Source organism: Streptomyces sp. NPDC102451, from assembly GCF_044765485.1.
Lineage (GTDB): Bacteria > Actinomycetota > Actinomycetes > Streptomycetales > Streptomycetaceae > Streptomyces.
In genome coordinates this window covers 84,073-106,746 of the sequence record NZ_JBIWKD010000001.1, presented here as the reverse complement: position 1 = coordinate 106,746, position 22,674 = coordinate 84,073, and the positions used below count along the sequence as shown (strand labels likewise).

Below are 22,674 nucleotides of genomic sequence, written 5' to 3'. Positions count from 1 at the left end.
CCCCGGGTGCAGGGGGGCGCTCAGCCGCCCGAGGTGTCCAGCTCCGCCTCGGCGCCCACGCCCGCGCAGTCGTACGGATCCTTGAGCCAGCCGTCCGGCAGCGCCACCCGGTTGTTGCCGGAGGTACGCCCACGGGGGCCGTCCGCGCCGTCCGGCCAGGGCTGGTCCAGGTCGAGCTCCTGGAGCTGTCCGCCGAGCTCCTCCAGGGACGAGGTGACCGCGAGCCTCCTGCGCATGTCCGAGCCGACCGCGAAGCCCTTGAGGTACCAGGCCACGTGCTTACGGAAGTCGATCACTCCGCGGCTCTCGTCGCCGATCCACTCCCCCAGCAGCGTCGCGTGACGCAGCATGACGTCCGCGACCTGGCGCAGGGCGGGCGCCTGCCTCGTCCCCGTGCCCTCGAAGGCGCTGACGAGGTCGCCGAAGAGCCAGGGGCGCCCCAGGCAGCCCCGGCCGACGACGACGCCGTCGCAGCCCGTCTCACGCATCATCCGCAGCGCGTCGTCGGCGCTCCAGATGTCGCCGTTGCCGAGGACGGGGATCTCGGGGACGTGCTCCTTGAGGCGCGCGATGGCGTCCCAGTCGGCCGTGCCGCCGTAGTGCTGGGCGGTGGTCCTGCCGTGCAGGGCGACGGCCGTGATGCCCTCCTCGACGGCGATGCGGCCCGCGTCGAGGTAGGTCATGTGGTCGTCGTCGATGCCCTTGCGCATCTTGATGGTGACCGGGAGGTCGCCCGCCTCGGCCACGGCCTCACGGAGGATCGCGCGGAGGAGCGGCCGCTTGTACGGGAGTGCGGAGCCGCCGCCCTTACGGGTGACCTTGGGGACGGGGCAGCCGAAGTTCAGGTCGATGTGGTCGGCGAGGTCCTCGTCGACGATCATGCGGACCGCCTTGCCGACGGTGACCGGGTCCACCCCGTACAGCTGGATCGAACGCGGGGTCTCGCTCGCGTCGAAGTGGATCAGCTGCATGGTCTTCTCGTTGCGTTCGACCAGCGCCCGCGTGGTGATCATCTCGCTGACGAACAGCCCCTTGCCGCCCGAGAACTCTCGGCACAGGGTGCGGAAGGGCGCGTTGGTGATGCCGGCCATGGGGGCGAGCACGACCGGCGGCTGCACGGTGTGCGGGCCGATCCTGAGCAGCGGGAGGGCGGGGGCGAGCGTGGTCATGGCCCCATTGTCCCGTACGCGGGCGGTGGTCCGGATGCCGCCCGCTCAGACCTCGGCGAGGGACCCCGCACGGGGCGCCTGCGGGGACTCCGCGAGGACCGACTCCATCAGCCGCTCGAGCCCCAGCCGGGACTGCTCGTCCGAGGGGACGTACGTCACCATGCGCGGCCCCGCCGAGGGCCCCAGCCACAGGTCGGTGTGGTCGAGCCTGAGCATCCCCACCCGGGAGTTACGGAAGATCTTGGTGCGGTTCGAGGAGCCGACGACCTCGTGCCGGGCCCAGATCTCGCCGAACTCGGGCGAGGCCGCCTCCAGCCGCCCCAGCAGCGCCTTCCAGGCGGGCTCGGCCAGGTGTTCCGCCATCGCGGCCCGGAACTTGGCGGCCATCACCCTGCGCATCCCGGGCAGATCGACCACGGACTCACGCCATTCCTCATTGAGGTAGGCGAGCAGCATGCAGTTGCGGTCCTCGGGGGCGACGGCGTCCAGGTCGCACAGCAGCCGGCCGTAGGTGCGGTTGTGGGCGAGGATGTCGTACCGGCTGTTCTGGATGCACGCCGGGAACGGTTCCAGGCGCGTGAGCATCTCTTGGAACACCGGGGTGATACCGGTGCAGTCCGAGCCCGGTGCCGGGTCGACGGCCCCGGCGAGGGCGAAGAGATGGGTGCGCTCGCTGCGGTCGAGCAGCAGCGCGCGGGCCAGGGAGTCCAGGACCTGCGGGGACACCTGGATGTCGCGGGCCTGCTCCAGCCACGTGTACCAGGTGACGCCGACGGCCGAGAGCTGTGCGACCTCCTCGCGGCGCAGTCCCGGGGTCCGCCTGCGGCGGCCGCGGGGCAGCCCCACCTGCTCGGGGGTGATCCGCTCGCGACGGCTGCGGAGGAAACCGGCGAGCTCGTGCCGCCGGATGTCTGCCCCGGGTGTCCCGGTCGCCACGGTCGTCGTCATGTTCCCAGCGTGCCGAATCTCCGGGCGTATTGCCAGGTGCTCCCTGTACCAGGATAAGGAGACTCTGGTACCAGGCTGAGTGCGGGTCCATCGTCGTTGTCGTGAGTGAATCCTCCGTACTGACGAACCCATCCGCCACCCGCGCCTCCGTGGCACGGTACGACCACCCGGCGCCGGTCCTCGGCGGGCTCGGGCTGTTCACCGTGCTGCTCGGCGCGGCGCTCCCGCTCATCGACTTCTTCATCGTCAACGTCGCCCTGCCCACCATCGACCACGACCTGGCCGCGGGCCCCGCCCTGCTGGAGCTGGTCGTCGCGGGCTACGGCCTCTCCTACGCCGTGCTGCTCGTCCTCGGCGGGCGCCTCGGCGACATGGCCGGACGGCGCAGGCTCTTCCTCATCGGGATGGCCGCCTTCGGCCTCACCTCCCTCGCCTGCGGCCTGGCCCCGGACGCCTGGACCCTCGTGGGGGCGCGGGTGGCGCAGGGCGCGGCGGCGGCCCTGATGCTGCCGCAGGTGCTCGCCACCATCCAGTCCGCCACGGCCGGACATCGCAGGGCGCGGGCCATGAGCCTGTACGGGGCGACCGCGGGCCTCTCCATGGTCGCCGGCCAGATCCTCGGCGGTGTACTGGTCTCCGCCGCCCCGCTGTCCTCGGTGTTCGGGGAGAGCGCGGGCTGGCGGTCGGTGTTCCTGGTGAACGTCCCGGTGGCCCTGGTGGGGCTGGTCCTGGCCGTCCGCTCGGTGCCGGAGAGCCGCTCGGACCGGCCCGCCCCCGTCGACGTGCCAGGCACGCTGCTGCTGGCGGTCTCGCTGGTGACGCTCCTGGCCCCGCTGACCGAGGGCCGCGCCGCGGGCTGGCCCCTGTGGACCTGGGTGTCGCTCGGCCTGTTCCCGTTCGCCGCGATGGCCTTCTACCGGGTGGAGCGCAAGGCCGACGCGCAGGGCCGTACCCCGCTCGTACCGCCGAGCCTGCTGCGGCTGGATTCGCTGCGGCGCGGCCTGACGCTGGTGGTGCCGTTCTCGATCGGCTTCGGCGGCTTCATGTTCGTGATCGCGGTGGCCCTCCAGCAGGGCCTGGAGATGGGTCCGGCCGCCGCGGGGCTGTCCCTGGCGCCGATGGCCGCCGCCTTCTTCCTGGCCTCGCTGGCCGGCCCCCGGCTGGTCCGGCGCTTCGGCAGCCGGGTCGTGACGGCCGGCGGCCTGATCCAGGCTGTGGGCGTCACGGTGCTGGCGCTGACCGTGTGGCGCGGCTGGCCGGACCTGGGACTGCTCGGGCTGCTGCCGGGCGTCGCGATCGCGGGCCTGGGGCAGGGGCTCCAGCTGCCCGTGCTGTTCCGGATCGTGCTGTCCGACGTACCGGCCGAGCGGGCCGGGGTGGGCGGCGGCGTGATGACGACGACCCAGCAGGCCGCCCTGGCGCTCGGGGTCGCCACGCTCGGGACGCTGTTCCTCGCGCTGGTGCCGGGCCAGGGGATGCGGGACGCGCTGATCGTGACGCTGCTGGTGCAGCTGTCGGCCGTCGTCCTGACGACCCTGCTGAGCCTGCGGCTGCCCCGCACGGTGCGGTGAGGGGACGGACACGGGCCCGGGCCATCGAGGTGGTCCGGGCCCGTGGTCGTACGGGTGGTGCGTGGTGCGAGGAGGTCAGCTCTCGGCCGGTTCGTCCTGAGCCGGTGCCGCGGCGGCGGCGCGCTCACGCATCTTGCGCACCAGCTCCTGCTTCTTGTCCTCGGCGGCCTTGCGGTCGTTGTCGCGCGCGGGGCCCGCGCCCTGCTGTTCGGCGCGGGACAGCTTCTTGCGCTGTCCGCCGACGCCGAGGAGGTTGTTGCGGCTCTTGGCCACGGGGTTCTCCCATTCGTGGTGAGGAAGTGAGGATGACGTGTCGTGATCGATCCGATGGGCGACGGGCCGGTCGGGCCCGTCGCGCGCTCACTCGTAGATCTGGAAGAACGAAGACATAGCCAAGAAGGTACCCCGGCGGGCAGGGCACCTCATCCGCTTTTTCCGGCCGCGCCCCGGCGCCGGGCTCAGGCGGTCGGGTCGACCGTGGCCTGGTGGACCTCGGTCAGGTGCTCCTCGGCCTTGAGCCAGGGCAGGAACTGCGCCCCCTTGCGCCAGCCGCAGGTCTCGCACGTCAGCTGCCGCTGCATCCCCGACTTCCTTACGTGGACGATGTGTTCACGGCCGTGCTGGTCCCATCTGGTGACCTTGCTCGTGGTCATGGACGGCATGTGGGGCCTCCCTGTGGACGAGTGCGCCCAGTGTGCACGAAGCCCCCGGTTCCGTACGCCGGAACCGGGGGCTTCGTTATGAGGTCGAGTGCGTTCAGCAGCCCAGCAGGCGGGAGCCGAGGTAGCTCTGGATCTGGTCCAGGGAGACGCGCTCCTGCTTCATGGTGTCGCGCTCGCGCACGGTCACCGCGTTGTCGTCGAGGGTGTCGAAGTCGACGGTGACGCAGAACGGCGTGCCGATCTCGTCCTGGCGGCGGTAGCGGCGGCCGATGGCGCCCGCGTCGTCGAACTCGATGTTCCAGTTCTGCCGCAGGTCGGCGGCGAGGCCCTTGGCCTTCGGCGACAGCTGCGGGTTGCGGGACAGCGGCAGGACGGCGACCTTGACCGGCGCGAGGCGCGGGTCGAGGCGCATCACGGCGCGCTTCTCCATGACGCCCTTGGCGTTGGGGGCCTCGTCCTCGCTGTACGCGTCGAGGAGGAAGGCCAGCATCGCGCGGCCGACACCGGCCGCCGGCTCGATGACGTACGGCGTGTAGCGCTCGCTCTTCTCCTGGTCGAAGTAGGAGAGGTCCGTGCCGGACGCCTTGGAGTGCGCCGTGAGGTCGTAGTCGGTGCGGTTGGCGACGCCCTCCAGCTCACCCCACTCGCTGCCGCCGAAGCGGAAGCGGTACTCGATGTCGGCGGTGCGCTTGGAGTAGTGGGAGAGCTTCTCCTGCGGGTGCTCGAACCAGCGCATGTTCTCCTCGCGCATGCCGAGGCCCGTGTACCAGTTCCAGCGCTGCTGCATCCAGTACTCCTGCCACTCCTCGTCCTCACCCGGCTTGACGAAGAACTCCATCTCCATCTGCTCGAACTCGCGGGTGCGGAAGATGAAGTTGCCCGGAGTGATCTCGTTCCGGAAGGACTTGCCCATCTGCGCGATGCCGAACGGCGGCTTCTTGCGCGAGGTCTGCTGCACCTGGCCGAAGTTGGTGAAGATGCCCTGGGCGGTCTCGGGGCGCAGGTAGGCGACCGAGCCGGAGTCCTGGGTCGGGCCGAGGTGCGTGGAGAGCAGGCCCGAGAACTGCTTGGGCTCGGTGAAGGTGCCCTTGTTGCCGCAGTTGGGGCAGTTGAGGTCGGCGAGGCCGTTGACCGGGGGCTTGCCGTGCTTCTCCTCGTACGCCTCCTCCAGGTGGTCGGCGCGGTAGCGCTTGTGACAGGAGGTGCACTCGGTGAGCGGGTCGGAGAACGTGGCGACGTGGCCCGACGCGACCCAGACCTCGGGGGCCAGGATGACCGACGAGTCGAGACCGACCACGTCCTCGCGCGAGGTGACCATGTAGCGCCACCACTGGCGCTTGAGGTTCTCCTTCAGCTCGACGCCCAGGGGTCCGTAGTCCCAGGCGGCCTTCTGGCCACCGTAGATCTCACTGCAGGGGTAGACGAAGCCACGGCGCTTGCTCAGGCTGACGATGGTGTCGATCTTGTCGGCGGCCACGGTGCTCTCTTCATTACGACGGCGGAACTGGACAGGGGGGCGGCGCGAACGCCTCGGTGAGGGAAGACGTACAGCCAGGGGCGCGGAGCGCCTCGGTGGGGGGTGATGGTCGGGTGCGGGCGGGCGAATACCCCAGATTACCGGCGGGCGCACCCCCCATATCAAATCGGTGGGGCGCATCGCGGTCACCGGGTTCGGATCCGGGCATCTCATCAGCCTTGTTGACAATCGTTTCCACTTTTGTTGAAAATGACTGTCATGAACGTACGCCGCCTCATACCCACAGCCGCCGTCGCCGGAGCAGTCGCCCTCGGCCTCACCGCGCTCTCCGCCTGCTCCTCCTCCGACGCGGCCGAGGGCGGGAGCGACGGCAAGCTGGACGTGGTGGCGTCCTTCTACCCGATGCAGTTCCTGGCCGAGGAGATCGGCGGGTCGCACGTCTCCGTCACCACCCTCACCGAGCCGGGCACCGAGCCGCACGACCTGGAGCTCTCCCCCCGGCAGATCGGCGGCCTCGGCGACGCCGACTACATCCTCTTCCTCAAGGGCGTCCAGCCCGCCGTCGACGACGCCGTCGCCCAGGCCGGCGTGAAGAACACCGTGGACGCGGCGAAGCTCACCACGCTGGAGAACCACGGCTCCGAGGTCGAGGGCCACGACCACGCCGCGGGCGAGGAGCACGGGGACCACGAGGACGGGGAGCACGGGCACGAGGGCGAGGAGGCCGGCCTCGACCCGCACATCTGGCTGGACCCGGTGAAGTACGCCGAGGTCGCCGAGGGCGTGGGCAAGTCCCTGGAGAAGGCCGACCCGGACCACGCCGCCGACTACCGCAAGAACACGGACACCCTGGTCGCCGAGCTGAACAAGCTCGACAAGGCCTACGGGACCGGGCTGAAGAACACCGCGACGAAGACCTTCATCACCACGCACTCCGCCTTCGGTTACCTCGCCGAGCGCTACGGCCTCACCCAGGAGGGCATCGCCGGCATCGACCCCGAGGCCGAGCCCAGCCCCGCCCGGATCGACGAGATCCACCACGTCGCCGAGGAGACCAACGCGACCACCGTGTTCTTCGAGACGCTCGCCAGCGACAAGACCGCGAAGACGCTGGCGAAGGACCTCGGCCTGAAGACCGGCGTCCTGGACCCGCTGGAGGGAATCACGGACAAGTCCGCGGGCGCTGACTACATCGAGGTCATGCAGTCCAACCTCACCGCGCTCCAGAAGGCCCTCGGCGCGAAGTGACCCCCGCAGCATCCGAACCCGCAGCAGCACCGGAGGCGATCATGCCCGAGCCCAGTACGCCAGAACCCGTGATCAGCATGCGCGGAGCCACGGCGACGCTCGGTGCTCGCCCGGTGCTGCGCGGTGTCGACCTCACCGTCCACCGCGGCGAGGTCGTGGCGCTGCTCGGTGCCAACGGATCCGGCAAGTCCACAGCCGTACGCTCCGTCATCGGCCAGGTGCCGCTCACCGGCGGGACCGTCGAGCTGTTCGGCACCCCGCTGCGCCGCTTCCGCCGCTGGGCCCGCGTCGGATACGTACCGCAGCGCACCACGGCGGCCGGCGGCGTCCCCGCCACGATCCGCGAGGTCGTCGCCTCCGGGCGCCTGTCCCGTACGGGGCTCAGGCTGCCGGGGCGGGCGGACCGGGCGGCCGTGGACCGGGCCATCGAGCTCGTCGGCCTCTCCGACCGCGCCAAGGACTCCGTGAACGCCCTCTCCGGCGGCCAGCACCAGCGGGTCCTGATCGCCCGCGCGCTCGCCGCCGAGCCCGAGCTGCTGATCATGGACGAGCCGATGGCGGGCGTCGACCTGGCCAGCCAGGAGATCCTCGCCTCGACGCTGCGCGAGCAGGTCGCCGGCGGGGCGACGGTGCTGCTCGTCCTGCACGAGCTCGGCGCCCTGGAACCGCTGATCGACCGGGCGATCGTCCTGCGCGACGGCTGTGTCATGCACGACGGACCGCCCCCCGAGGCCGTCGGCCAGCACGCGCTGCCCGGCCACGACCACGTACACCCCCACGCGGCCTCCGAGCCCGTCCGGACGGGACTGCTGACCTGATCATGCTGGAATTCCTGAACCCCCCCTTCATGCAGCGGGCCCTGATCGCGGCCGTCCTGGTCGGCATCACCGCGCCCGCCATCGGCATCTATCTGGTCCAGCGCCGCCAGGCCCTGATGGGCGACGGCATCGGGCACGTCGCGATGACCGGTGTCGGCCTCGGCTTCCTGCTCTCCACCAACCCGGTCTGGATGGCGACGCTCGTCGCCGTGGCCGGCTCGGTCGTGATGGAGCTGATCCGCTGGTACGGGCGCACCCGCGGCGACATCGCCCTGGCCATGCTGTTCTACGGCGGTATGGCGGGCGGGGTGATGCTGATCAACCTCTCGGACACCGGCTCCAACGCCAACCTGACCTCGTTCCTCTTCGGCTCCCTGTCGACGGTCTCGGAGGAGGACGTCACCACGATCCTCGTCCTGGCCGCGTTCGTGGTGCTGGTCACCGTGGGGCTGCGGCGGCAGCTGTTCGCGGTCAGCCAGGACGAGGAGTTCGCCCGGGTCACCGGCCTGCCCGTACGCGCGCTCAACCTGCTGGTCGCCGTGACGGCCGCGGTGACCGTGACCGTGGCGATGCGGGTCGTCGGCCTGCTGCTGGTCAGCGCGCTGATGGTGGTGCCGGTCGCCGCCGCGCAGCAGATCGCGAAGTCCTTCAAGGTGACGTTCGTCCTGGCCGTCGTCATCGGTACGGCCGTCACCCTGGCCGGCACCGTGACCTCGTACTACCGGGACGTGCCGCCCGGCGCGACGATCGTGCTGCTGGCCATCGCCACGTTCATCGTGCTCACGGCGCTCGCCACGCCGCTGGCCCGCAGGCGGGCCAGGGGCGACGACAGCGAGGCGGACCGGTGCACCCTGGAGGTACCGGCGGCCCGTCCGGCCCAGGACGACGTCCAGGTGTGACCGCACCGACGGGACGGGCTGGCACAATGGCCCCGACATACGTACGGGCGACACGAGGAGGCAGCTGTGGCGACGGCGCCGATCAGTGGCACGAACGCGGCTCCGGTGCGCGGCCGGTCGACCCGGCAGCGGGCGGCGGTCGCGGCGGCGCTCGACGAGGTCGACGAGTTCCGCAGTGCCCAGGACCTGCACGACGTGCTCAAGCACCGGGGCGACTCGGTCGGACTGACCACGGTCTACCGCACGCTCCAGTCCCTCGCCGACGCCGGCGAGGTCGACGTCCTGCGCACGACCGAGGGCGAGGCCGTCTACCGGCGCTGCTCGACGGGTGACCACCATCACCATCTGGTCTGCCGCGTCTGCGGCAAGGCCGTCGAGGTGGAAGGACCTGCCGTGGAGCAGTGGGCCGAGAGCATCGCCTCGCAGCACGGCTATGTGAACGTGGCCCACACGGTGGAGATCTTCGGGACCTGCGCGGACTGCGCGGGCGCCGCGGACTGAACCCCGGCACAGCACGACCGGCCTCGGAGGGGGCCCCGGCGACGGGGCCCCCTCCGCGTGCTCTCAGCCCTCGGCGGTCTTCTCGTCCTTGGTGATCTCCTCCGCGCCGCCGAAGCGCCGGTCGCGCCGGGCGAACTCCAGGCAGGCGTTCCACAGGTCGCGGCGGTCGAAGTCGGGCCACAGGACGTCCTGGAAGACCATCTCGGCGTACGCGCTCTGCCAGATCAGGTAGTTGGACGTGCGCTGCTCACCGCTGGGGCGTACGAAGAGGTCCACGTCCGGCATGTCCGGGTAGTAGATGTACTTCGCGAACGTCTTCTCGTTGACCTTCGAGGGGTCGAGCTTCCCCTCGGCGACGTCCTGGGCGATGCGCTGCGCCGCGTCGGCGATCTCGGCCCGGCCGCCGTAGTTGACGCAGAAGTACAGCGTCATTTTGTCGTTGTCCTTGGTCTGCTCCTGGGCGACCTGGAGCTCCTGGACGACGGACTTCCACAGCTTCGGCATGCGGCCGACCCAGCGGATACGGATGCCGAGCTCGTCCATCTCGTCGCGGCGGCGGCGGATGACGTCGCGGTTGAAGTTCATGAGGAACTTCACCTCGTCCGGCGAACGCTTCCAGTTCTCCGTGGAGAACGCGTACAGCGAGAGGTTCTTGACGCCCATCTCGATGCAGCCCTTGAGGACGTCCATGACGACGCCCTCACCGACCTTGTGGCCCTCGGTGCGCGGAAGTCCCCGCTCCTTGGCCCAGCGGCCGTTCCCGTCCATCACGACGGCGACGTGCTTGGGCACGAGCTCGCCGGGGATCTTCGGCGGGGTGGCGCCGGAGGGGTGCGGCTCGGGGGTCTTGTACTCACGCCGGTTACGGCCGCCGAGCATCCCGCGTACTGCCATGGGCTTCTCTCGTCTCCCTGTGTCACTTCTCTACGTACCGCAGCGAGCGCAGTCCGCGCTCCAGATGCCAGTGCAGATAGGCGGACACGAGCCCGCTCCCCTCCCTGACATGACGCGCCTCGGACGCGTCGGCCGTCTCCCAGTCACCGGTGAGCAGTGCGCTCAGCAGTTCGACGGCCTCCGCCGAGGGTACGACGCTGCCGGGCACCCGGCAGTCGCCGCATATGACGCCGCCCGCCGCGACGGAGAAGAAACGGTTCGGTCCGGGCATTCCGCACTTGGCGCAGTCGACGAAGCTCGGGGCGTAGCCGTTGACCGCCAGGGAGCGCAGCAGGAACGCGTCCAGGATGAGGTTCGGCGCGTGTTCTGCGCGTGCGAGGGTGCGCAGCCCTCCGACGAGCAGCAGGTACTGCTGGACGGCCGGCTCGCCCTCGTGGTCGGTGAACCGCTCGGCGGTCTCCAGCATCGCGGTGCCCGCGGTGTAGCGGGCGTAGTCGGAGACGATGCCGCCGCCGTACGGAGCGATCGTCTCGCTCTGCGTGCACAGGGGAAGGCCCCGGCCGATCAGTTCGCTGCCGCGTGCGAAGAACTGCACGTCCACATGGGAGAAGGGTTCGAGCCTCGCCCCGAACTTGGACTTGGTGCGGCGCACCCCGCGGGCGACGGCGCGCACCCGCCCGTGGCCGCGGGTCAGGATCGTGATGATCCGGTCGGCCTCGCCCAGCTTCTGCGTACGCAGCACGACGCCGTCGTCCCGGAACAAGCTCATACGCCCATTGTCGCCCACCGGGCCGCTCGGGGGCCCCACGAGGGCCCGGAAGCCCTACGAAGGCGTGCGCGCCGCCTCCAGCAGCTTCGCCGTGTCCGTGGGACAGAGCTGGAGCGCGCTGCCCACCGTGGTCAGCACCTCGCGCTCCGCCTGGGTGTACGGGCCGTCGGCGAGCGCGATCCGGGCGCCCCGCAGCAGGACGGCCTCGCGGCCGGGCACGGCCAGGTGCGGGGCGAGCGGCTTCAGGACCTCGTGGAGCTCGATGGCGAGGGCGGCGCCGCAGGCCTCGGCGGCGGGGTCGGCCCCGTCGCCGGCCCCGGTGTCGGCGGCGAGCACCTCGACGATGGTGAAGAGCTGCTCCTGGGAGCAGTCGTCGAGTCCCGCGTCACGGACGGTGGCCGCGGCGGTCTCCAGGACCGTACGGGAGGTGGTGCCGCCCGCGGCGAGCACGGCGAGCGTGACGGTGTGCACGGCCTCCCGCAGCATCGCCGAGAAGCGGGTGGTGGTGGGGTGGTCGAGGGAGTCGGGCGCGCAGTGCGTCCCGCAGGCGGCGCATTCGACGACGGGACCGGCACTCCCCCGGCGCAGCAGGGGCACTCCGAGGACGGTGAGGCGGTGGCGCCCGGTGAGGCGCCGGTAGTTGCGGTCGCCGCCGCAGCACGGGCAGAAGAACTCGCCGTCGCCGACGGTTTCCCAGACGGTGCGGATGCCGTAGATGCGCAGTCCTGTGGCGCGTTGTCCTTTGGCTGTCCGCACGTCGCACACCTCCGTAATGCCACGGCAACATTGCCGCGTAGGACGTGATGTTAGCCACATGCGTGATGCGGCGTCAGTATCCCGGAGGTCAAAACCCCGGGATATGGCCGAACCCCGCCCACCCTTGGCGGGTGAACGGGGCTCTCGGGCCGGGCAGTTCAGCGACGTATCGGGCCTATGCCCGGAATGCCGCGTGGGGAGGTCAGCGGGTCGCGCGGTTGACCGCGGAGACGACCGCCTTCAGCGAGGCGCGCGTGGTGTTGGCGTCGATACCGATGCCCCACAGCACCTTGCCGTCGATCGCGCACTCGATGTAGGAGGCGGCCTGCGCGCTCGCGCCCTCGCTCATCGTGTGCTCGGTGTAGTCCAGCAGACGGGCGTCGATGCCGATGGCCTGCAGCGCTTCGAAGAACGCGGAGATCGGGCCGTTGCCCGTGCCGGTCAGCACCGTGTCCGTGCCGTCGACCGTGGCTTCGACGGTGATCGTGTCCTGGCCGTCGGAACCGGTCGTGGTCTGGCCGGAGCGGATCTGCACGCGACCCCATCGTCCCGCAGTGTTCTCGGGGCTCGGCAGGTACTCGTCCCGGAAGGTCGACCAGATCTGGGTCGGGGTGACCTCGCCGCCCTCGGCGTCGGTCTTGGCCTGAATGATCCGGGAGAACTCGATCTGCATCCGGCGCGGCAGGTCCAGCTTGTGGTCGTTCTTCAGGACGTACGCGATTCCGCCCTTGCCGGACTGCGAGTTGACCCGGATGACCGCCTCGTAGGAGCGGCCGACGTCCTTCGGGTCGATCGGCAGGTACGGCACCGCCCACTCGATGTCGTCGACGGTCTTCCCCTGGGAGGCGGCGTCGGCCTCCATGGCGTCGAAGCCCTTCTTGATGGCGTCCTGGTGGGAGCCGGAGAAGGCGGTGTAGACCAGGTCGCCCGCGTAGGGGTGGCGCGGGTGGACCTCCATCTGGTTGCAGTACTCGCTGGTGCGGCGGATCTCGTCGATCTGCGAGAAGTCGATCTGCGGGTCGACGCCCTGCGAGAAGAGGTTCATGCCCAGGGTGACCAGGTCGACGTTGCCGGTGCGCTCGCCCTGGCCGAACAGGCAGCCCTCGATGCGGTCGGCGCCCGCCATGATCGCCAGCTCGGCGGCGGCGACGGCGGTGCCCCGGTCGTTGTGCGGGTGGACCGACAGGCAGACGTACTCGCGGCGGCTCAGGTTGCGCGACATCCACTCGAAGCGGTCCGCGTGGGTGGAGGGCGTCGAACGCTCCACGGTGGCGGGCAGGTTGAGGATGATCTCGCGGCCCTCCTCCGGCTGCCAGACGTCACAGACGGCCTCGCAGACCTCCAGGGCGAAGTCCAGCTCGGTGTCCGTGAAGATCTCCGGGCTGTACTGGTAGCCGAAGATCGTCTCGTCGCCCAGGATCTTGTCCGCGTACTCCATGACCAGGCGCGTGCCGTCCACGGCGATCTGCTTGACCTCTTCCTTCGAGCCGCGGAAGACCACGCGGCGGAAGGTGGGAGCGGTGGCGTTGTACAGGTGGACGGTGGCGCGCCGCGCCCCGACCAGTGATTCGACGGTGCGCTCGATCAGTTCCTCGCGGGCCTGCGTCAGGACGGAGATCGTCACGTCCTCGGGGATCGCGCCCTCTTCGATGATGGAGCGTACGAACGCGAAGTCGGTCTCGCCGGAGGACGGGAAGCCGACCTCGATCTCCTTGTAGCCCATGCGTACGAGCAGATCGAACATCTCGCGCTTACGGGCCGGCGACATGGGGTCGATCAGGGCCTGGTTGCCGTCGCGCAGATCGGTGGACAGCCAGCGGGGCGCCACGGTGATGCGGTTGTCCGGCCAGGTGCGGTCGGAGATGTCCACGGCCTCGTAGCCGCGGTACTTGTGGACCGGCATTCCGGAAGGCTTCTGCAGCTGACGCGCGTTGGTCACCGGGGTGGGACCACCGACGGGGGTGGTGACGGCATCGGTGTGCGCGGGGGAATTCACTGCGGTCATGGCGTACGGCTCCTCTGAGGTCCAGCAGGGGCGGCCGACTGTGTCGCTGCAACAGCGAACTCCGCGGGGAGGGAGCCGGCCTACGACTACAGGCCCTCGCCGCGGCAGCTAAGAAGGAGCAGCCCGAAACGCATGATGCGGCAACACTAACCGAGGGGCGCCTGGTGCGTCGGTCCGTATCAGTATGCGGGATCGGGCTCTCATGGGGACAGAACAGTGATACATCACTCTATTTCGTCAATCGCCATCGCAACCAGTGACAGTTCGGTGACTGAGTGCCACAGTCATTTGCATGCAGCTTCGACCGAACAGCGAGTTCCAGCCCGTCTTCTGCACGATCGTGCCGCCCCATGTCCTCGACAAGCTCTCCCAGTCGGACGACCCGCAACTGGCCGATCCCGCCCGCCGCACCCTGGAGGCCGACGGGGCCCGGCGCCACCACCGGCGGGTGACCGCGCTGGCCTGGACCCCCCAGGCCGCCCGCACCTCCGCCCCGGTCCCCACCAAGCCCCACCGCACCCTGTACGACTGCCGGCACGGTACGGACCTGCCCGGCGTCAAGGTCCGCGACGAGGGCGAGGAGGCGACCCAGGACGCCAGCGTCAACCGCGCGTACGCGGGGCTCGGCGCCACCTTCGACCTGCTCCTCACGGAGTACGGCCGCAGCTCGATCGACGGCAAGGGGCTGCCGCTCATCGGCTCCGTGCACTACGACGAGAAGTACAACAACGCGTTCTTCGACGGCGAGCAGATGGTCTTCGGGGACGGCGACGGGGAGATCTTCCTCGACTTCACGGTCGCCATCGACGTGATCGCCCACGAGCTGGCGCACGGCCTCACCCAGTACACGGCCAACCTGGCCTACCAGGGCCAGTCCGGCGCGCTCAACGAGTCGGTCTCGGACGTCTTCGGCTCCCTGGTCAAGCAGTACTCGCTGGGCCAGAGCGCCGACCAGGGCGACTGGCTGATCGGCGCCGGGCTGCTCGCCCCCCGGGTCAGCGGCGTCGCGCTGCGCTCGATGAAGGCTCCGGGCACGGCGTACGACGACGATGTGCTCGGCAAGGACCCGCAGCCCGGCTCCATGGACGACTACGTCGACACGGACGACGACAACGGCGGGGTCCACATCAACTCGGGCATCCCCAACCGGGCCTTCTACCTGCTGGCCACGGCCCTCGGCGGCAACGCGTGGGAGCGGGCCGGGCGGATCTGGTTCGACGTGCTGACCGGCGGTGAGCTGGCCCAGGACGCGTCCTTCAAGGACTTCGCCAAGCTCACCGTCGCGGCGGCGCAGCACAGGTTCGGGGAGGGCGACGAGGCGGAGGCGGTGCTCAAGGCCTGGTCGGAGGTGGGCGTGCCGACCCGCTGACCGGGTAGGTACACGCGGGACCGTCCGGGCGGGGTCGAGGTGTCAGGCAGGAGCCGGTACGCATGCGCATTCAGGTGAGCCGGACCGGCGGGTTCGCCGGCATCGCACGCCATGGCGAGATCGATACCTCGGGGCGGCCCGACGCCGCCGACTGGGAGGCCCTGGCCGAGTCGGCACTCACCGTCGGCCGGGGCGGCCCGCCCGCGGGGGTGCCGGACGGCTTCCGCTACCGGATCACGGTGGGCGACCGGACGGTCGACTGCGCGGATCCCCGGCTGACCGAGGCACAGCGGGCATTGATCTCCCGGGTCCTCAAGGAAGGCGCGTAGGCCCGGGCTCAGGGAAGACGCGTAGGCCCGGGCCCCCACCAGGGCCCGGGGCGGCCTCAGAATCCCAGCTTGCGCAGCTGCTTGGGGTCGCGCTGCCAGTCCTTGGCGACCTTCACGTGCAGGTCGAGGAAGACCGGGGTGCCCAGCAGCGCCTCGATGTGCTTGCGTGACTTGGTGCCGACGTCCTTGAGCCGCTTCCCCTTCGGGCCGATGATGATGCCCTTCTGGCTGGGCCGCTCGATGTAGACGTTCGCGTGGATGTCCAGCAGCGGCTTGTCGGCCGGCCGGTCCTCGCGGGGCAGCATCTCCTCGACGACGACGGCGATGGAGTGCGGCAGCTCGTCCCGCACGCCCTCCAGCGCGGCCTCGCGGATGAGTTCCGCGACCATGACCATCTCGGGCTCGTCGGTGAGGTCGCCCTCCGGGTAGAGCGGGGGGCTCTCGGGCAGCAGCGGGGCGATGAGGTCGGCGAGCAGGCTCACCTGCTGGTCCTTGACCGCCGAGACCGGGATGATCTCCGCCCACTCGAAGCCGAGCTCGTCGGCCAGCGCGGAGACGGCGAGCAGCTGCTCGGCGAGGGCCTTGGACTCCACCAGGTCGGTCTTGGTGATGATCGCGATCTTCGGGGTCTTCTTGATCGCGGCGAGTTCCTTGACGATGAACTTGTCGCCGGGGCCGAGCTTCTGGTCGGCGGGCAGGCAGAAGCCGATGACGTCGACCTCGGCCCAGGTGGTCCGCACGACGTCGTTCAGCCGCTCCCCGAGCAGCGTGCGCGGCTTGTGGAGGCCGGGCGTGTCCACCAGGATCAGCTGGGCGTCGTCGCGGTGCACGATGCCCCGGACCGTGTGCCTGGTGGTCTGGGGGCGGTTGGAGGTGATCGCCACCTTCTGACCGACCAGAGCGTTCGTGAGGGTGGACTTGCCCGCGTTGGGGCGGCCCACGAAGCAGGCGAAGCCGGCCCGGTGGGGGGCGGTGTTCTCAGCCTGCTGCGCAGCAGCTTCTGTGTTCGGTCGAGCGCTCATGGCGCCCATTCTCCCCGATCCCGGCGGCCGCATTGCACAGCAGGGCGGGCACCGCCCCGATTCAGCCCGCGCTCACCGTGGACCGGAGCGTGCCGTCGGGCCCCGCGAGCAGCACGGGAGTGCCGGCTCCGCCCAGGTCACGGACGGCGGCAAGGTCGGCGTCCGAGGCGGCCGCGGCGTCGGAGACGACGGCCGCCGCCTCCAGGGATGTGGCGCCACTGGCGACCGCCATCGCGACGGCGGTCTGCAGCGCGCTGAGCTTCAGCGACTCCAGGGCCACGGTGCCTGCGGCGTACGTACGTCCCGTCTCGTCCCTTACCGCGGCGCCCTCCGGCACCGCGTTGCGGGCGCGGACGCTGCGCGCCAGGGTGACGATCTTGCGGTCCTCGGCGCCGAGGCCGGTGCTGTCGGTCATGTGCTGAGCATACGAAGCGTGCCTGCGCCCGCCCGACGACGGGGTCCGTTCACCCCGTTCACCCTGTTCACGCGGTCACCCCGGGACCGGGTACATCGAGCCGCGCCGGCCCTCGGGCGAGTCCAGCCACTGGAGCTTGGCCTCCGTGCCGGTGTCGGGGAGCGGGGTGTGGAGCACGATCACCAGGTCGGGGCGCGCGGGCACCCTCAGCTGGGTGGATTCCACGTGCAGCGTGCCGACGAGCGGATGCTCCAGCTCCTTGCTGATCTGGCCGCCCGGGGCGACGTCGCGGCGGTCCCACAGGGCCGCGAACTCGGGGCTGAGCTCCCTCACCTCGGCGACCACCGCCCGGAACCCCTCGTCGTCGGGGTTGTCCGAGCAGGCTGCCCGGTACTGGGCGACGACCTGCCCCGCGATGGTCTCCCAGTGCTTCGACCTGGCCCGGTACACGGGGTCGGTGAAGAAGGCGATCATGCAGTTCTGCACGATCCCGGGGCGCATGCCGAGCACCGCCGACGCCGCGTCGTTGTAGAGCACGGTGTTCCAGTAGCGGTCCATGATGTGGGCCGGGAAGGGCATCCAGGCGTCGATGAGCCTGTTGAGCCCCGCGCACATGTCACGGTGGGCCGGGTCGACCTCCGGGGCGGGCGGGTTGAGCCCGGCCAGGACGTAGAGATGGCGGCGCTCCGCGCTGCTGAGGCGCAGGACGCGGGCCACGGCGTCCAGGACCTGCGGCGACACGGTGATGTCGCGGCCCTGCTCCAGCCACTGGTACCAGGAGACGCCCACGCCCGCCAGGACGGCGACCTCCTCGCGGCGCAGGCCCGGCGTGCGCCGGCGCGCCCCGCCGTCCGGGAGGCCCGCGTCGGCCGGGGTGACCCGGGCCCTGCGGCTCATCAGGAACTCCCGGAGCTCCGCGAGGCGGTGCGTCTTGTCGTCGGCGCCGGGCCGGGCCGTGCCGGTCCGGACCGCGTCGGTGTTCTGGGCCGGTGAAGCCACGTACTCCCCCTGGTGTCCGTGTGCGTGCCTGCCTGGTGGTGCGGCCAACAGGATAAGTGCCCGCTCCCCACGGATATTCCGGCGCATCCAGGGTGTGGACATGGCGATCGAAACCCCAACTCCTGCCGCTGTCCCCGCCGGTGTCCCCGGCTCCGTTGCCCCCGCTCCGCCCACGCTCTCCGGGCGGGCCCGGCTGGTGCTCTTCGTGCTGTGCGCCGCCCAGTTCATGGTGGCGCTCGACTTCTCCGTACTGAACGTGTCCCTGCCCGTCCTCGGCGAGGACCTGGGACTGAGCCGGTCCGGGCTCCAGTGGGCCGTCACCGCGTTCGCCCTGCCGTCCGGCGGCTTCCTGCTGCTCTTCGGCCGGGTCGCCGATCTCTACGGCAGGCGCAGGCTGTTCCTCACCGGGCTCGCCGTCTTCGGGGCGTCCTCGCTGCTCGCGACGCTGGCCTGGGACCCGGCGTCCTTCCTGGCCGGGCGGGCGCTGCAGGGCCTCGGGGCCGCGGTCATCGTGCCGACCGGGATGTCCCTCCTGACCACCACCTTCCCGGAGGGCCCGCTGCGGGACCGGGCGCTGGGCATCAGCGGGACGCTGCTCTCGCTGGGCTTCACCGTCGGCATGGTGGCGGGTGGTGTGCTCACCGACACACTGGGCTGGCGCTCGACGATGGGGCTGCTGACCGGTGCCGCGGTGCTCGTGTCCGTGCTGGCGCCGAAGCTGCTGGAGGAGTCGCGTACGCCGGAGCGGCCGAAGCTCGACGTGCCGGGTGCCGTCACCGTCACCGGCGGTCTGCTCGCGCTGATCTACTCACTGTCGACGGCGGCCGAGCGGGGCTTCGGCGGCGCGGACGTGGTGGTCACCCTGGTGCTGGGCGTGGCCCTGCTGACCGCCTTCGTGGTCGTCGAGTCCCGCTCGGCCGCCCCGCTGGTCTCCCTGCCGATGCTGCGGCGCCGTACGGTCGCGTTCGGCAACCTGGGCGGTCTGGCCACCTTCTCGATGATGAGCACCATCGTCTTCGTCCTGACGCTCTACCTCCAGGACCTGCTGCACCTGTCGGCACTCGGCACCGGGCTCGTCTTCGGGGTCCAGGGCCTGGCCTCGGTCGCCGCCGGGGTCTACGCCCCGAGGATCGTCGGGCGGATCGGTGCGCGCCGGGTGCTGGTCCTGTCGCTGATCGGCCAGGGCGTGTTCATCGGTGCGCTGCTCGGCCTGGGCGAGGACTCGGGCGTCTGGCTGGCCACCGTGGCGGTGTCGCTGGCGAGCGCCTTCCACCTGGGCGCCATCATCGCCTACGGCCTGACGGTGACCTCGGGCGTGCCGAACGAGGAGCAGGGCCTGGCGACCGGCCTGGTCACCACCACCCAGCAGGTGGGCCTCACCGTCGGCATCCCGCTGCTGGGGGTGCTCTCCACCACGCAGGGCTCGCTGTTCGACGGCGTACGTCTGGTGGTGGCCGCCGCGGCGGTGGTCCTGGTCGCGACGGGACTCGTGGTGGCGGCGGGCCTGCGACGGGCCTGACGAGGCGGGCGCCGCAGGCCCCTACGGCCGGTCCAGGCGCAGCCGTTCGGCCTTGGGGAGCCCGGCCACCACCAGGTCGTAGCTGTCCTCCACGAGCTCCCGGACCATCCGGTCCGGGAGCTCGGAGACCGTCACGGTGTTCCAGTGCCGCTTGTTGAGGTGCCAGCCGGGGACGACGGCGGGGTGCTCCTTGCGAAGCCGCAGCGCCTCGTCCGGGTCGCACTTGAGGCTGACCTTCAGAGGCCCCGCGTCGAGCACGCTGAGCGCGAACATCTTTCCCAGGACCTTGAACACCGAGGCGTCGGGCCCGAAGGGGAACTCCTCCGTGCTCGCGTTGAACTCCAGGCAGAACGCGCGCAGCTCCTGGGGCGTCATGACGGCTCCGTTCCCTCCGGTTCCACCAGCACCGTGACGATCTTGTTCCTGCGGCCCGCCGGGGACTCCGCGGTGAGGCGGAGCTTGCGCCCGTCGGGGAGGTCGACGATCGAGGACGCGCCGGAGATCGGGACCCGCCCGAGCGCCTTCGCCAGCAGACCGCCGACCGTCTCCACGTCCTCGTCGTCGTACGCGTCGAGGCCGAACAGCTCGCCGAGGTCCCCGATGTCGAGCCGGGCGGTCACCCGGAAGCAGCCGTTCTCCAGCTCCTGGACGGGCGGGAGTTCACGGTCGTACTCGTCGGTGATCTCGCCGACGATCTCCTCCAGGATGTCCTCGATGGTGACGATGCCGGCCGTGCCGCCGTACTCGTCGATGACGACGGCGACGTGGCTGCGGTCCTGCTGCATCTCGCGCAGCAGGTCACCGGCGTTCTTCGTGTCGGGGACGAACGCGGCGGGGCGCATCGCCGTGGAGACCAGGTCCGCCTCCGCGTCCCGGTTGATGTGCGTCTTGCGGACCAGGTCCTTGAGGTAGACGATCCCGACGATGTCGTCCTCGTTCTCCCCGGTGACCGGGATCCGCGAGAAACCGGAGCGCAGCGCGAGGGTCAGCGCCTGACGGACCGTCTTGTAGCGCTCGATGCAGACCAGGTCGGTGCGGGGCACCATGACCTCGCGCACGAGGGTGTCGCCGAGCTCGAAGACCGAGTGCACCATGCGGCGCTCCTCGTCCTCGATGAGCGACTCCTGCTCGGCGAGGTCGACCATCGCGCGCAGCTCCGCCTCGCTGGCGAAGGGGCCCTTGCGGAAGCCCTTGCCCGGGGTCAGCGCGTTGCCCAGCAGGATCAGCAGCTGCGGGATCGGCCCCATGATCCTGGCCAGCGGCAGCAGGACGTACGCCGCGGCGGTGGCCGTGTTCAGCGGGTGCTGGCGGCCGATGGTGCGCGGCGAGACCCCGATGGCGACGTAGCTGACGAGGACCATCACGCCCATGGCGACGGCCAGCGCCTCCCAGGTCTCCGGGAACTCCTTGAGGCAGGCGTACGTCACGAGGACCCCGGCCGACATCTCGCAGGCGATCCGGACGAGCAGGGCCACGTTGAGATAGCGGGTGGGGTCGGCGGCGATCTGCTCCAGCTTGGCACTGCCGCGCCGCCCGGCCCGGACGGCCTCCGCCGCCCGGAAGCTGGACGTGCGCGCGATGCCGGTCTCGGCGCAGGCGGCGAGCCACCCGACGACGATCAGGAGGACGACCCCGGAGACGAGGGGAACGCTCACGAGACGGTGGGGGCGGGGGACGGGCCGGTCAGCCCGCGCTCACCGCGCCAGCCGTCGACGATCGCCGCCTGGAGGCCGAACATCTCGGCCTTCTCGTCCGGCTCCTCGTGGTCGTACCCGAGGAGGTGCAGCACCCCGTGGACGGTGAGGAGCTGGAGCTCCTCGTCCATCGAGTGCTGCGTCTCCGCGTCCTCGCCCTGCTTCTTCGCGACCTCCGGGCAGAGCACGATGTCGCCGAGGAGCCCCTGCGGGGGCTCCTCGTCGTCCTTGGCCGGCGGACGGAGCTCGTCCATCGGGAAGGACATGACGTCCGTCGGGCCCGGGAGGTCCATCCACTGGATGTGGAGCTGCTCCATGGCGGCGGTGTCCACCACGATCACCGAGAGTTCGGACAGCGGGTGGATCCGCATCCGGGCGAGCGCGTAGCGGGCGATGTCGAGGATCGCCTGCTCGTCGACCTCGGTTCCGGACTCGTTGTTGACGTCGATCGACATGGTGCGCTGCGACTACTTCCCGTTGCGGCCGGTGCGGCCCTCTGCGTTGTCGTACTTCTCGTACGCGTCGACGATACGGCCGACGAGCTTGTGCCGGACGACATCCTGCGAGGTGAGCCTGGAGAAGTGCACGTCCTGGACACCCTCCAGGATCTCCTGGACCTGGCGCAGACCGCTCTTGGTGCCGGTCGGCAGGTCGACCTGGGTGACGTCACCGGTGACGACGATCTTCGAGTCGAAGCCGAGGCGGGTGAGGAACATCTTCATCTGCTCGGCGCTGGTGTTCTGCGCCTCGTCGAGGATGATGAACGCGTCATTGAGCGTACGGCCACGCATGTACGCCAGCGGCGCCACCTCGATCGTGCCCGCGGCCATGAGCCGGGGGATCGAGTCGGGGTCGAGCATGTCGTGCAGCGCGTCGTAGAGCGGGCGCAGATACGGGTCGATCTTGTCGAAGAGCGTGCCGGGCAGGAAGCCGAGCCGCTCCCCCGCCTCGACGGCGGGCCTGGTGAGGATGATCCGGCTGACCTGCTTGGACTGCAGGGCCTGGACCGCCTTGGCCATGGCGAGATAGGTCTTGCCCGTGCCCGCGGGGCCGATGCCGAAGACGATGGTGTGCTTGTCGATCGCGTCGACGTACCGCTTCTGGTTCAGCGTCTTGGGGCGGATCGTGCGGCCGCGGCTGGAGAGGATGTTCTGGGTGAGCACCTCGGCGGGCGTCTCGGCGCCCTCCCCCTCGCCGTTCCCGCTCGCCCTGAGCATGGCGATCGAGCGTTCCACAGCGTCCTCCGTCATCGGCAGTCCGGTGCGGAGCACCAGCACCATCTCGTCGAACAGGCGCTGGATCAGGGCGACGTCCGCCGCGCTTCCAGTCGCGCTTATCTCGTTGCCCCGGACATGGATGTCGACGGCCGGGAACGCCGTTTCGATCACGCGCAGGAGCGAATCGCCCGACCCCAGGAGCATCACCATGGGGTGTGCGGCCGGAATGCGGATCTGGGCGCGCGCCTGCGGCTGTGTGGGTGACTGAGTCATGGGCCGGCCCTCGGGCCTGCGCATACCTCCCGTTGCAGGGCAGTCGCTGCTCGACCGCCTCTGGACTACCAGCGTACGACTCCCCACCGACAACACCAGCGGTTTTACCCGGTGATCGTC

24 protein-coding genes are annotated in these 22,674 nt (G+C 70.5%); 8 read left to right on the top strand and 16 right to left on the bottom strand.

What is annotated here, in order from left to right; translation table 11 throughout:
- Nucleotides 1-20 precede the first annotated feature (20 nt).
- Nucleotides 21-1,169 (bottom strand): tRNA dihydrouridine synthase DusB, encoded by a 1,149-nt coding sequence (gene dusB, locus ACIRD8_RS00460; RefSeq protein WP_403984462.1) that lies wholly within the window; start codon nucleotides 1,167-1,169, stop codon nucleotides 21-23.
- 45 nt (nucleotides 1,170-1,214) lie between these two features.
- Nucleotides 1,215-2,117 (bottom strand): helix-turn-helix transcriptional regulator, encoded by a 903-nt coding sequence (locus tag ACIRD8_RS00455; protein WP_403984460.1) that lies wholly within the window; start codon nucleotides 2,115-2,117, stop codon nucleotides 1,215-1,217.
- Nucleotides 2,118-2,266: 149 nt separating this feature from the next.
- Here ACIRD8_RS00455 and ACIRD8_RS00450 point away from each other — a divergent pair, with 149 nt between their 5' ends.
- The gene (locus ACIRD8_RS00450; RefSeq protein ID WP_403985599.1) at nucleotides 2,267-3,688 is read left to right on the top strand and encodes an MFS transporter; all 1,422 of its coding nucleotides are present in this window, start codon (nucleotides 2,267-2,269) and stop codon (nucleotides 3,686-3,688) included.
- 75 nt (nucleotides 3,689-3,763) lie between these two features.
- Here ACIRD8_RS00450 and ACIRD8_RS00445 read toward each other — a convergent pair whose 3' ends face one another.
- The 3 genes from ACIRD8_RS00445 to ACIRD8_RS00435 all read right to left on the bottom strand — a co-directional run bounded on the left by ACIRD8_RS00445 (nucleotide 3,764) and on the right by ACIRD8_RS00435 (nucleotide 5,827).
- Nucleotides 3,764-3,961: a DUF6243 family protein gene (locus ACIRD8_RS00445; RefSeq protein WP_403984458.1), complete on the bottom strand. Its 198-nt coding sequence runs from the start codon at nucleotides 3,959-3,961 to the stop codon at nucleotides 3,764-3,766.
- 185 nt (nucleotides 3,962-4,146) lie between these two features.
- Nucleotides 4,147-4,350 carry a hypothetical protein gene (locus ACIRD8_RS00440; RefSeq protein WP_403984456.1) on the bottom strand — a complete coding sequence of 68 codons (204 nt, stop codon included), beginning with the start codon at nucleotides 4,348-4,350 and terminating at the stop codon, nucleotides 4,147-4,149.
- 94 nt (nucleotides 4,351-4,444) lie between these two features.
- Nucleotides 4,445-5,827, bottom strand: a complete 1,383-nt coding sequence (locus tag ACIRD8_RS00435) for a glycine--tRNA ligase (RefSeq protein ID WP_099172485.1) — start codon at nucleotides 5,825-5,827, stop codon at nucleotides 4,445-4,447.
- Between the two features lie 258 nt (nucleotides 5,828-6,085).
- Between ACIRD8_RS00435 and ACIRD8_RS00430 the strand changes: the two genes are divergently transcribed.
- From ACIRD8_RS00430 to ACIRD8_RS00415, 4 genes are all read left to right on the top strand, one after another.
- Nucleotides 6,086-7,075 (top strand): metal ABC transporter solute-binding protein, Zn/Mn family, encoded by a 990-nt coding sequence (locus tag ACIRD8_RS00430; RefSeq protein ID WP_403984454.1) that lies wholly within the window; start codon nucleotides 6,086-6,088, stop codon nucleotides 7,073-7,075.
- Nucleotides 7,076-7,116: 41 nt separating this feature from the next.
- On the top strand, nucleotides 7,117-7,893 hold the full coding sequence (locus ACIRD8_RS00425; RefSeq protein WP_403984452.1) for a metal ABC transporter ATP-binding protein: 777 nt from the start codon (nucleotides 7,117-7,119) through the stop codon (nucleotides 7,891-7,893).
- Complete coding sequence (locus ACIRD8_RS00420; protein ID WP_403985598.1) at nucleotides 7,893-8,792, top strand: metal ABC transporter permease; 900 nt, start codon at nucleotides 7,893-7,895, stop codon at nucleotides 8,790-8,792. The genes ACIRD8_RS00425 and ACIRD8_RS00420 overlap by 1 nt, the downstream gene beginning before the upstream one ends.
- Nucleotides 8,793-8,858: 66 nt before the next feature.
- On the top strand, nucleotides 8,859-9,293 hold the full coding sequence (locus tag ACIRD8_RS00415; RefSeq protein ID WP_403984450.1) for a Fur family transcriptional regulator: 435 nt from the start codon (nucleotides 8,859-8,861) through the stop codon (nucleotides 9,291-9,293).
- Nucleotides 9,294-9,356: 63 nt separating this feature from the next.
- Here ACIRD8_RS00415 and ACIRD8_RS00410 read toward each other — a convergent pair whose 3' ends face one another.
- The 4 genes from ACIRD8_RS00410 to leuA all read right to left on the bottom strand — a co-directional run bounded on the left by ACIRD8_RS00410 (nucleotide 9,357) and on the right by leuA (nucleotide 13,717).
- Complete coding sequence (locus tag ACIRD8_RS00410; RefSeq protein WP_403984448.1) at nucleotides 9,357-10,187, bottom strand: isoprenyl transferase; 831 nt, start codon at nucleotides 10,185-10,187, stop codon at nucleotides 9,357-9,359.
- A 22-nt stretch (nucleotides 10,188-10,209) separates the two neighbouring features.
- Nucleotides 10,210-10,956, bottom strand: coding sequence for a DNA repair protein RecO (gene recO, locus ACIRD8_RS00405; protein ID WP_014156371.1), 747 nt, complete (start codon nucleotides 10,954-10,956; stop codon nucleotides 10,210-10,212).
- A 54-nt stretch (nucleotides 10,957-11,010) separates the two neighbouring features.
- Entirely contained in the window at nucleotides 11,011-11,712 is a 702-nt protein-coding gene (locus ACIRD8_RS00400; protein ID WP_403984446.1) for a TerB family tellurite resistance protein, read from the bottom strand.
- Between the two features lie 202 nt (nucleotides 11,713-11,914).
- Nucleotides 11,915-13,717: a 2-isopropylmalate synthase gene (leuA, locus tag ACIRD8_RS00395; RefSeq protein WP_403984444.1), complete on the bottom strand. Its 1,803-nt coding sequence runs from the start codon at nucleotides 13,715-13,717 to the stop codon at nucleotides 11,915-11,917.
- Nucleotides 13,718-14,009: 292 nt separating this feature from the next.
- Between leuA and ACIRD8_RS00390 the strand changes: the two genes are divergently transcribed.
- Nucleotides 14,010-15,086, top strand: a complete 1,077-nt coding sequence (locus ACIRD8_RS00390; protein WP_403984442.1) for a M4 family metallopeptidase — start codon at nucleotides 14,010-14,012, stop codon at nucleotides 15,084-15,086.
- Nucleotides 15,087-15,148: 62 nt separating this feature from the next.
- Nucleotides 15,149-15,415 carry a protealysin inhibitor emfourin gene (locus ACIRD8_RS00385; RefSeq protein WP_403984440.1) on the top strand — a complete coding sequence of 89 codons (267 nt, stop codon included), beginning with the start codon at nucleotides 15,149-15,151 and terminating at the stop codon, nucleotides 15,413-15,415.
- 56 nt (nucleotides 15,416-15,471) lie between these two features.
- On the opposite strand, the gene era is transcribed toward ACIRD8_RS00385, so the two are convergent.
- From era to ACIRD8_RS00370, 3 genes are all read right to left on the bottom strand, one after another.
- The gene (gene era, locus ACIRD8_RS00380) at nucleotides 15,472-16,446 is read right to left on the bottom strand and encodes a GTPase Era (protein ID WP_403984438.1); all 975 of its coding nucleotides are present in this window, start codon (nucleotides 16,444-16,446) and stop codon (nucleotides 15,472-15,474) included.
- A 52-nt stretch (nucleotides 16,447-16,498) separates the two neighbouring features.
- Nucleotides 16,499-16,852, bottom strand: coding sequence for a cytidine deaminase (locus ACIRD8_RS00375; protein WP_403984436.1), 354 nt, complete (start codon nucleotides 16,850-16,852; stop codon nucleotides 16,499-16,501).
- Nucleotides 16,853-16,927: 75 nt separating this feature from the next.
- On the bottom strand, nucleotides 16,928-17,851 hold the full coding sequence (locus tag ACIRD8_RS00370) for a helix-turn-helix transcriptional regulator (RefSeq protein WP_403984434.1): 924 nt from the start codon (nucleotides 17,849-17,851) through the stop codon (nucleotides 16,928-16,930).
- Between the two features lie 100 nt (nucleotides 17,852-17,951).
- Between ACIRD8_RS00370 and ACIRD8_RS00365 the strand changes: the two genes are divergently transcribed.
- Complete coding sequence (locus ACIRD8_RS00365; protein WP_403984432.1) at nucleotides 17,952-19,370, top strand: MFS transporter; 1,419 nt, start codon at nucleotides 17,952-17,954, stop codon at nucleotides 19,368-19,370.
- Nucleotides 19,371-19,391: 21 nt separating this feature from the next.
- Here ACIRD8_RS00365 and ACIRD8_RS00360 read toward each other — a convergent pair whose 3' ends face one another.
- From ACIRD8_RS00360 to ACIRD8_RS00345, 4 genes are read right to left on the bottom strand one after another with little or no spacing between them, the layout of a single operon-like run.
- Nucleotides 19,392-19,745 carry an MmcQ/YjbR family DNA-binding protein gene (locus ACIRD8_RS00360; protein WP_403984430.1) on the bottom strand — a complete coding sequence of 118 codons (354 nt, stop codon included), beginning with the start codon at nucleotides 19,743-19,745 and terminating at the stop codon, nucleotides 19,392-19,394.
- Nucleotides 19,742-21,025 carry a hemolysin family protein gene (locus ACIRD8_RS00355; protein ID WP_403984428.1) on the bottom strand — a complete coding sequence of 428 codons (1,284 nt, stop codon included), beginning with the start codon at nucleotides 21,023-21,025 and terminating at the stop codon, nucleotides 19,742-19,744. Before ACIRD8_RS00355 ends, ACIRD8_RS00360 begins: the two co-directional genes overlap by 4 nt.
- A complete protein-coding gene (ybeY, locus tag ACIRD8_RS00350; RefSeq protein ID WP_277334053.1) occupies nucleotides 21,022-21,519 on the bottom strand; it encodes an rRNA maturation RNase YbeY in 498 nt (165 codons plus the stop codon). Before ybeY ends, ACIRD8_RS00355 begins: the two co-directional genes overlap by 4 nt.
- A gap of 12 nt (nucleotides 21,520-21,531) precedes the next feature.
- Entirely contained in the window at nucleotides 21,532-22,554 is a 1,023-nt protein-coding gene (locus ACIRD8_RS00345; protein ID WP_403984426.1) for a PhoH family protein, read from the bottom strand.
- Nucleotides 22,555-22,674 lie beyond the last annotated feature (120 nt).

Excerpts from the sequence above, each read along its gene's own strand:
- ACIRD8_RS00410 (WP_403984448.1), bottom strand. The coding sequence starts at position 10,187 with ATGGCAGTACGCGGGATGCTCGGCGGCCGTAACCGGCGTGAGTACAAG.
- ACIRD8_RS00365 (WP_403984432.1), top strand. The coding sequence starts at position 17,952 with ATGGCGATCGAAACCCCAACTCCTGCCGCTGTCCCCGCCGGTGTCCCC.
- ACIRD8_RS00430 (WP_403984454.1), top strand. The coding sequence starts at position 6,086 with ATGAACGTACGCCGCCTCATACCCACAGCCGCCGTCGCCGGAGCAGTC.
- ACIRD8_RS00455 (WP_403984460.1), bottom strand. The coding sequence starts at position 2,117 with ATGACGACGACCGTGGCGACCGGGACACCCGGGGCAGACATCCGGCGG.
- recO (WP_014156371.1), bottom strand. The coding sequence starts at position 10,956 with ATGAGCTTGTTCCGGGACGACGGCGTCGTGCTGCGTACGCAGAAGCTG.
- ACIRD8_RS00385 (WP_403984440.1), top strand. The coding sequence starts at position 15,149 with ATGCGCATTCAGGTGAGCCGGACCGGCGGGTTCGCCGGCATCGCACGC.
- ACIRD8_RS00375 (WP_403984436.1), bottom strand. The coding sequence starts at position 16,852 with ATGACCGACAGCACCGGCCTCGGCGCCGAGGACCGCAAGATCGTCACC.
- ACIRD8_RS00390 (WP_403984442.1), top strand. The coding sequence starts at position 14,010 with ATGCAGCTTCGACCGAACAGCGAGTTCCAGCCCGTCTTCTGCACGATC.
- ybeY (WP_277334053.1), bottom strand. The coding sequence starts at position 21,519 with ATGTCGATCGACGTCAACAACGAGTCCGGAACCGAGGTCGACGAGCAG.
- era (WP_403984438.1), bottom strand. The coding sequence starts at position 16,446 with ATGGGCGCCATGAGCGCTCGACCGAACACAGAAGCTGCTGCGCAGCAG.
- ACIRD8_RS00425 (WP_403984452.1), top strand. The coding sequence starts at position 7,117 with ATGCCCGAGCCCAGTACGCCAGAACCCGTGATCAGCATGCGCGGAGCC.
- leuA (WP_403984444.1), bottom strand. The coding sequence starts at position 13,717 with ATGACCGCAGTGAATTCCCCCGCGCACACCGATGCCGTCACCACCCCC.
- ACIRD8_RS00360 (WP_403984430.1), bottom strand. The coding sequence starts at position 19,745 with ATGACGCCCCAGGAGCTGCGCGCGTTCTGCCTGGAGTTCAACGCGAGC.
- dusB (WP_403984462.1), bottom strand. The coding sequence starts at position 1,169 with ATGACCACGCTCGCCCCCGCCCTCCCGCTGCTCAGGATCGGCCCGCAC.
- ACIRD8_RS00440 (WP_403984456.1), bottom strand. The coding sequence starts at position 4,350 with ATGCCGTCCATGACCACGAGCAAGGTCACCAGATGGGACCAGCACGGC.
- ACIRD8_RS00345 (WP_403984426.1), bottom strand. The coding sequence starts at position 22,554 with ATGACTCAGTCACCCACACAGCCGCAGGCGCGCGCCCAGATCCGCATT.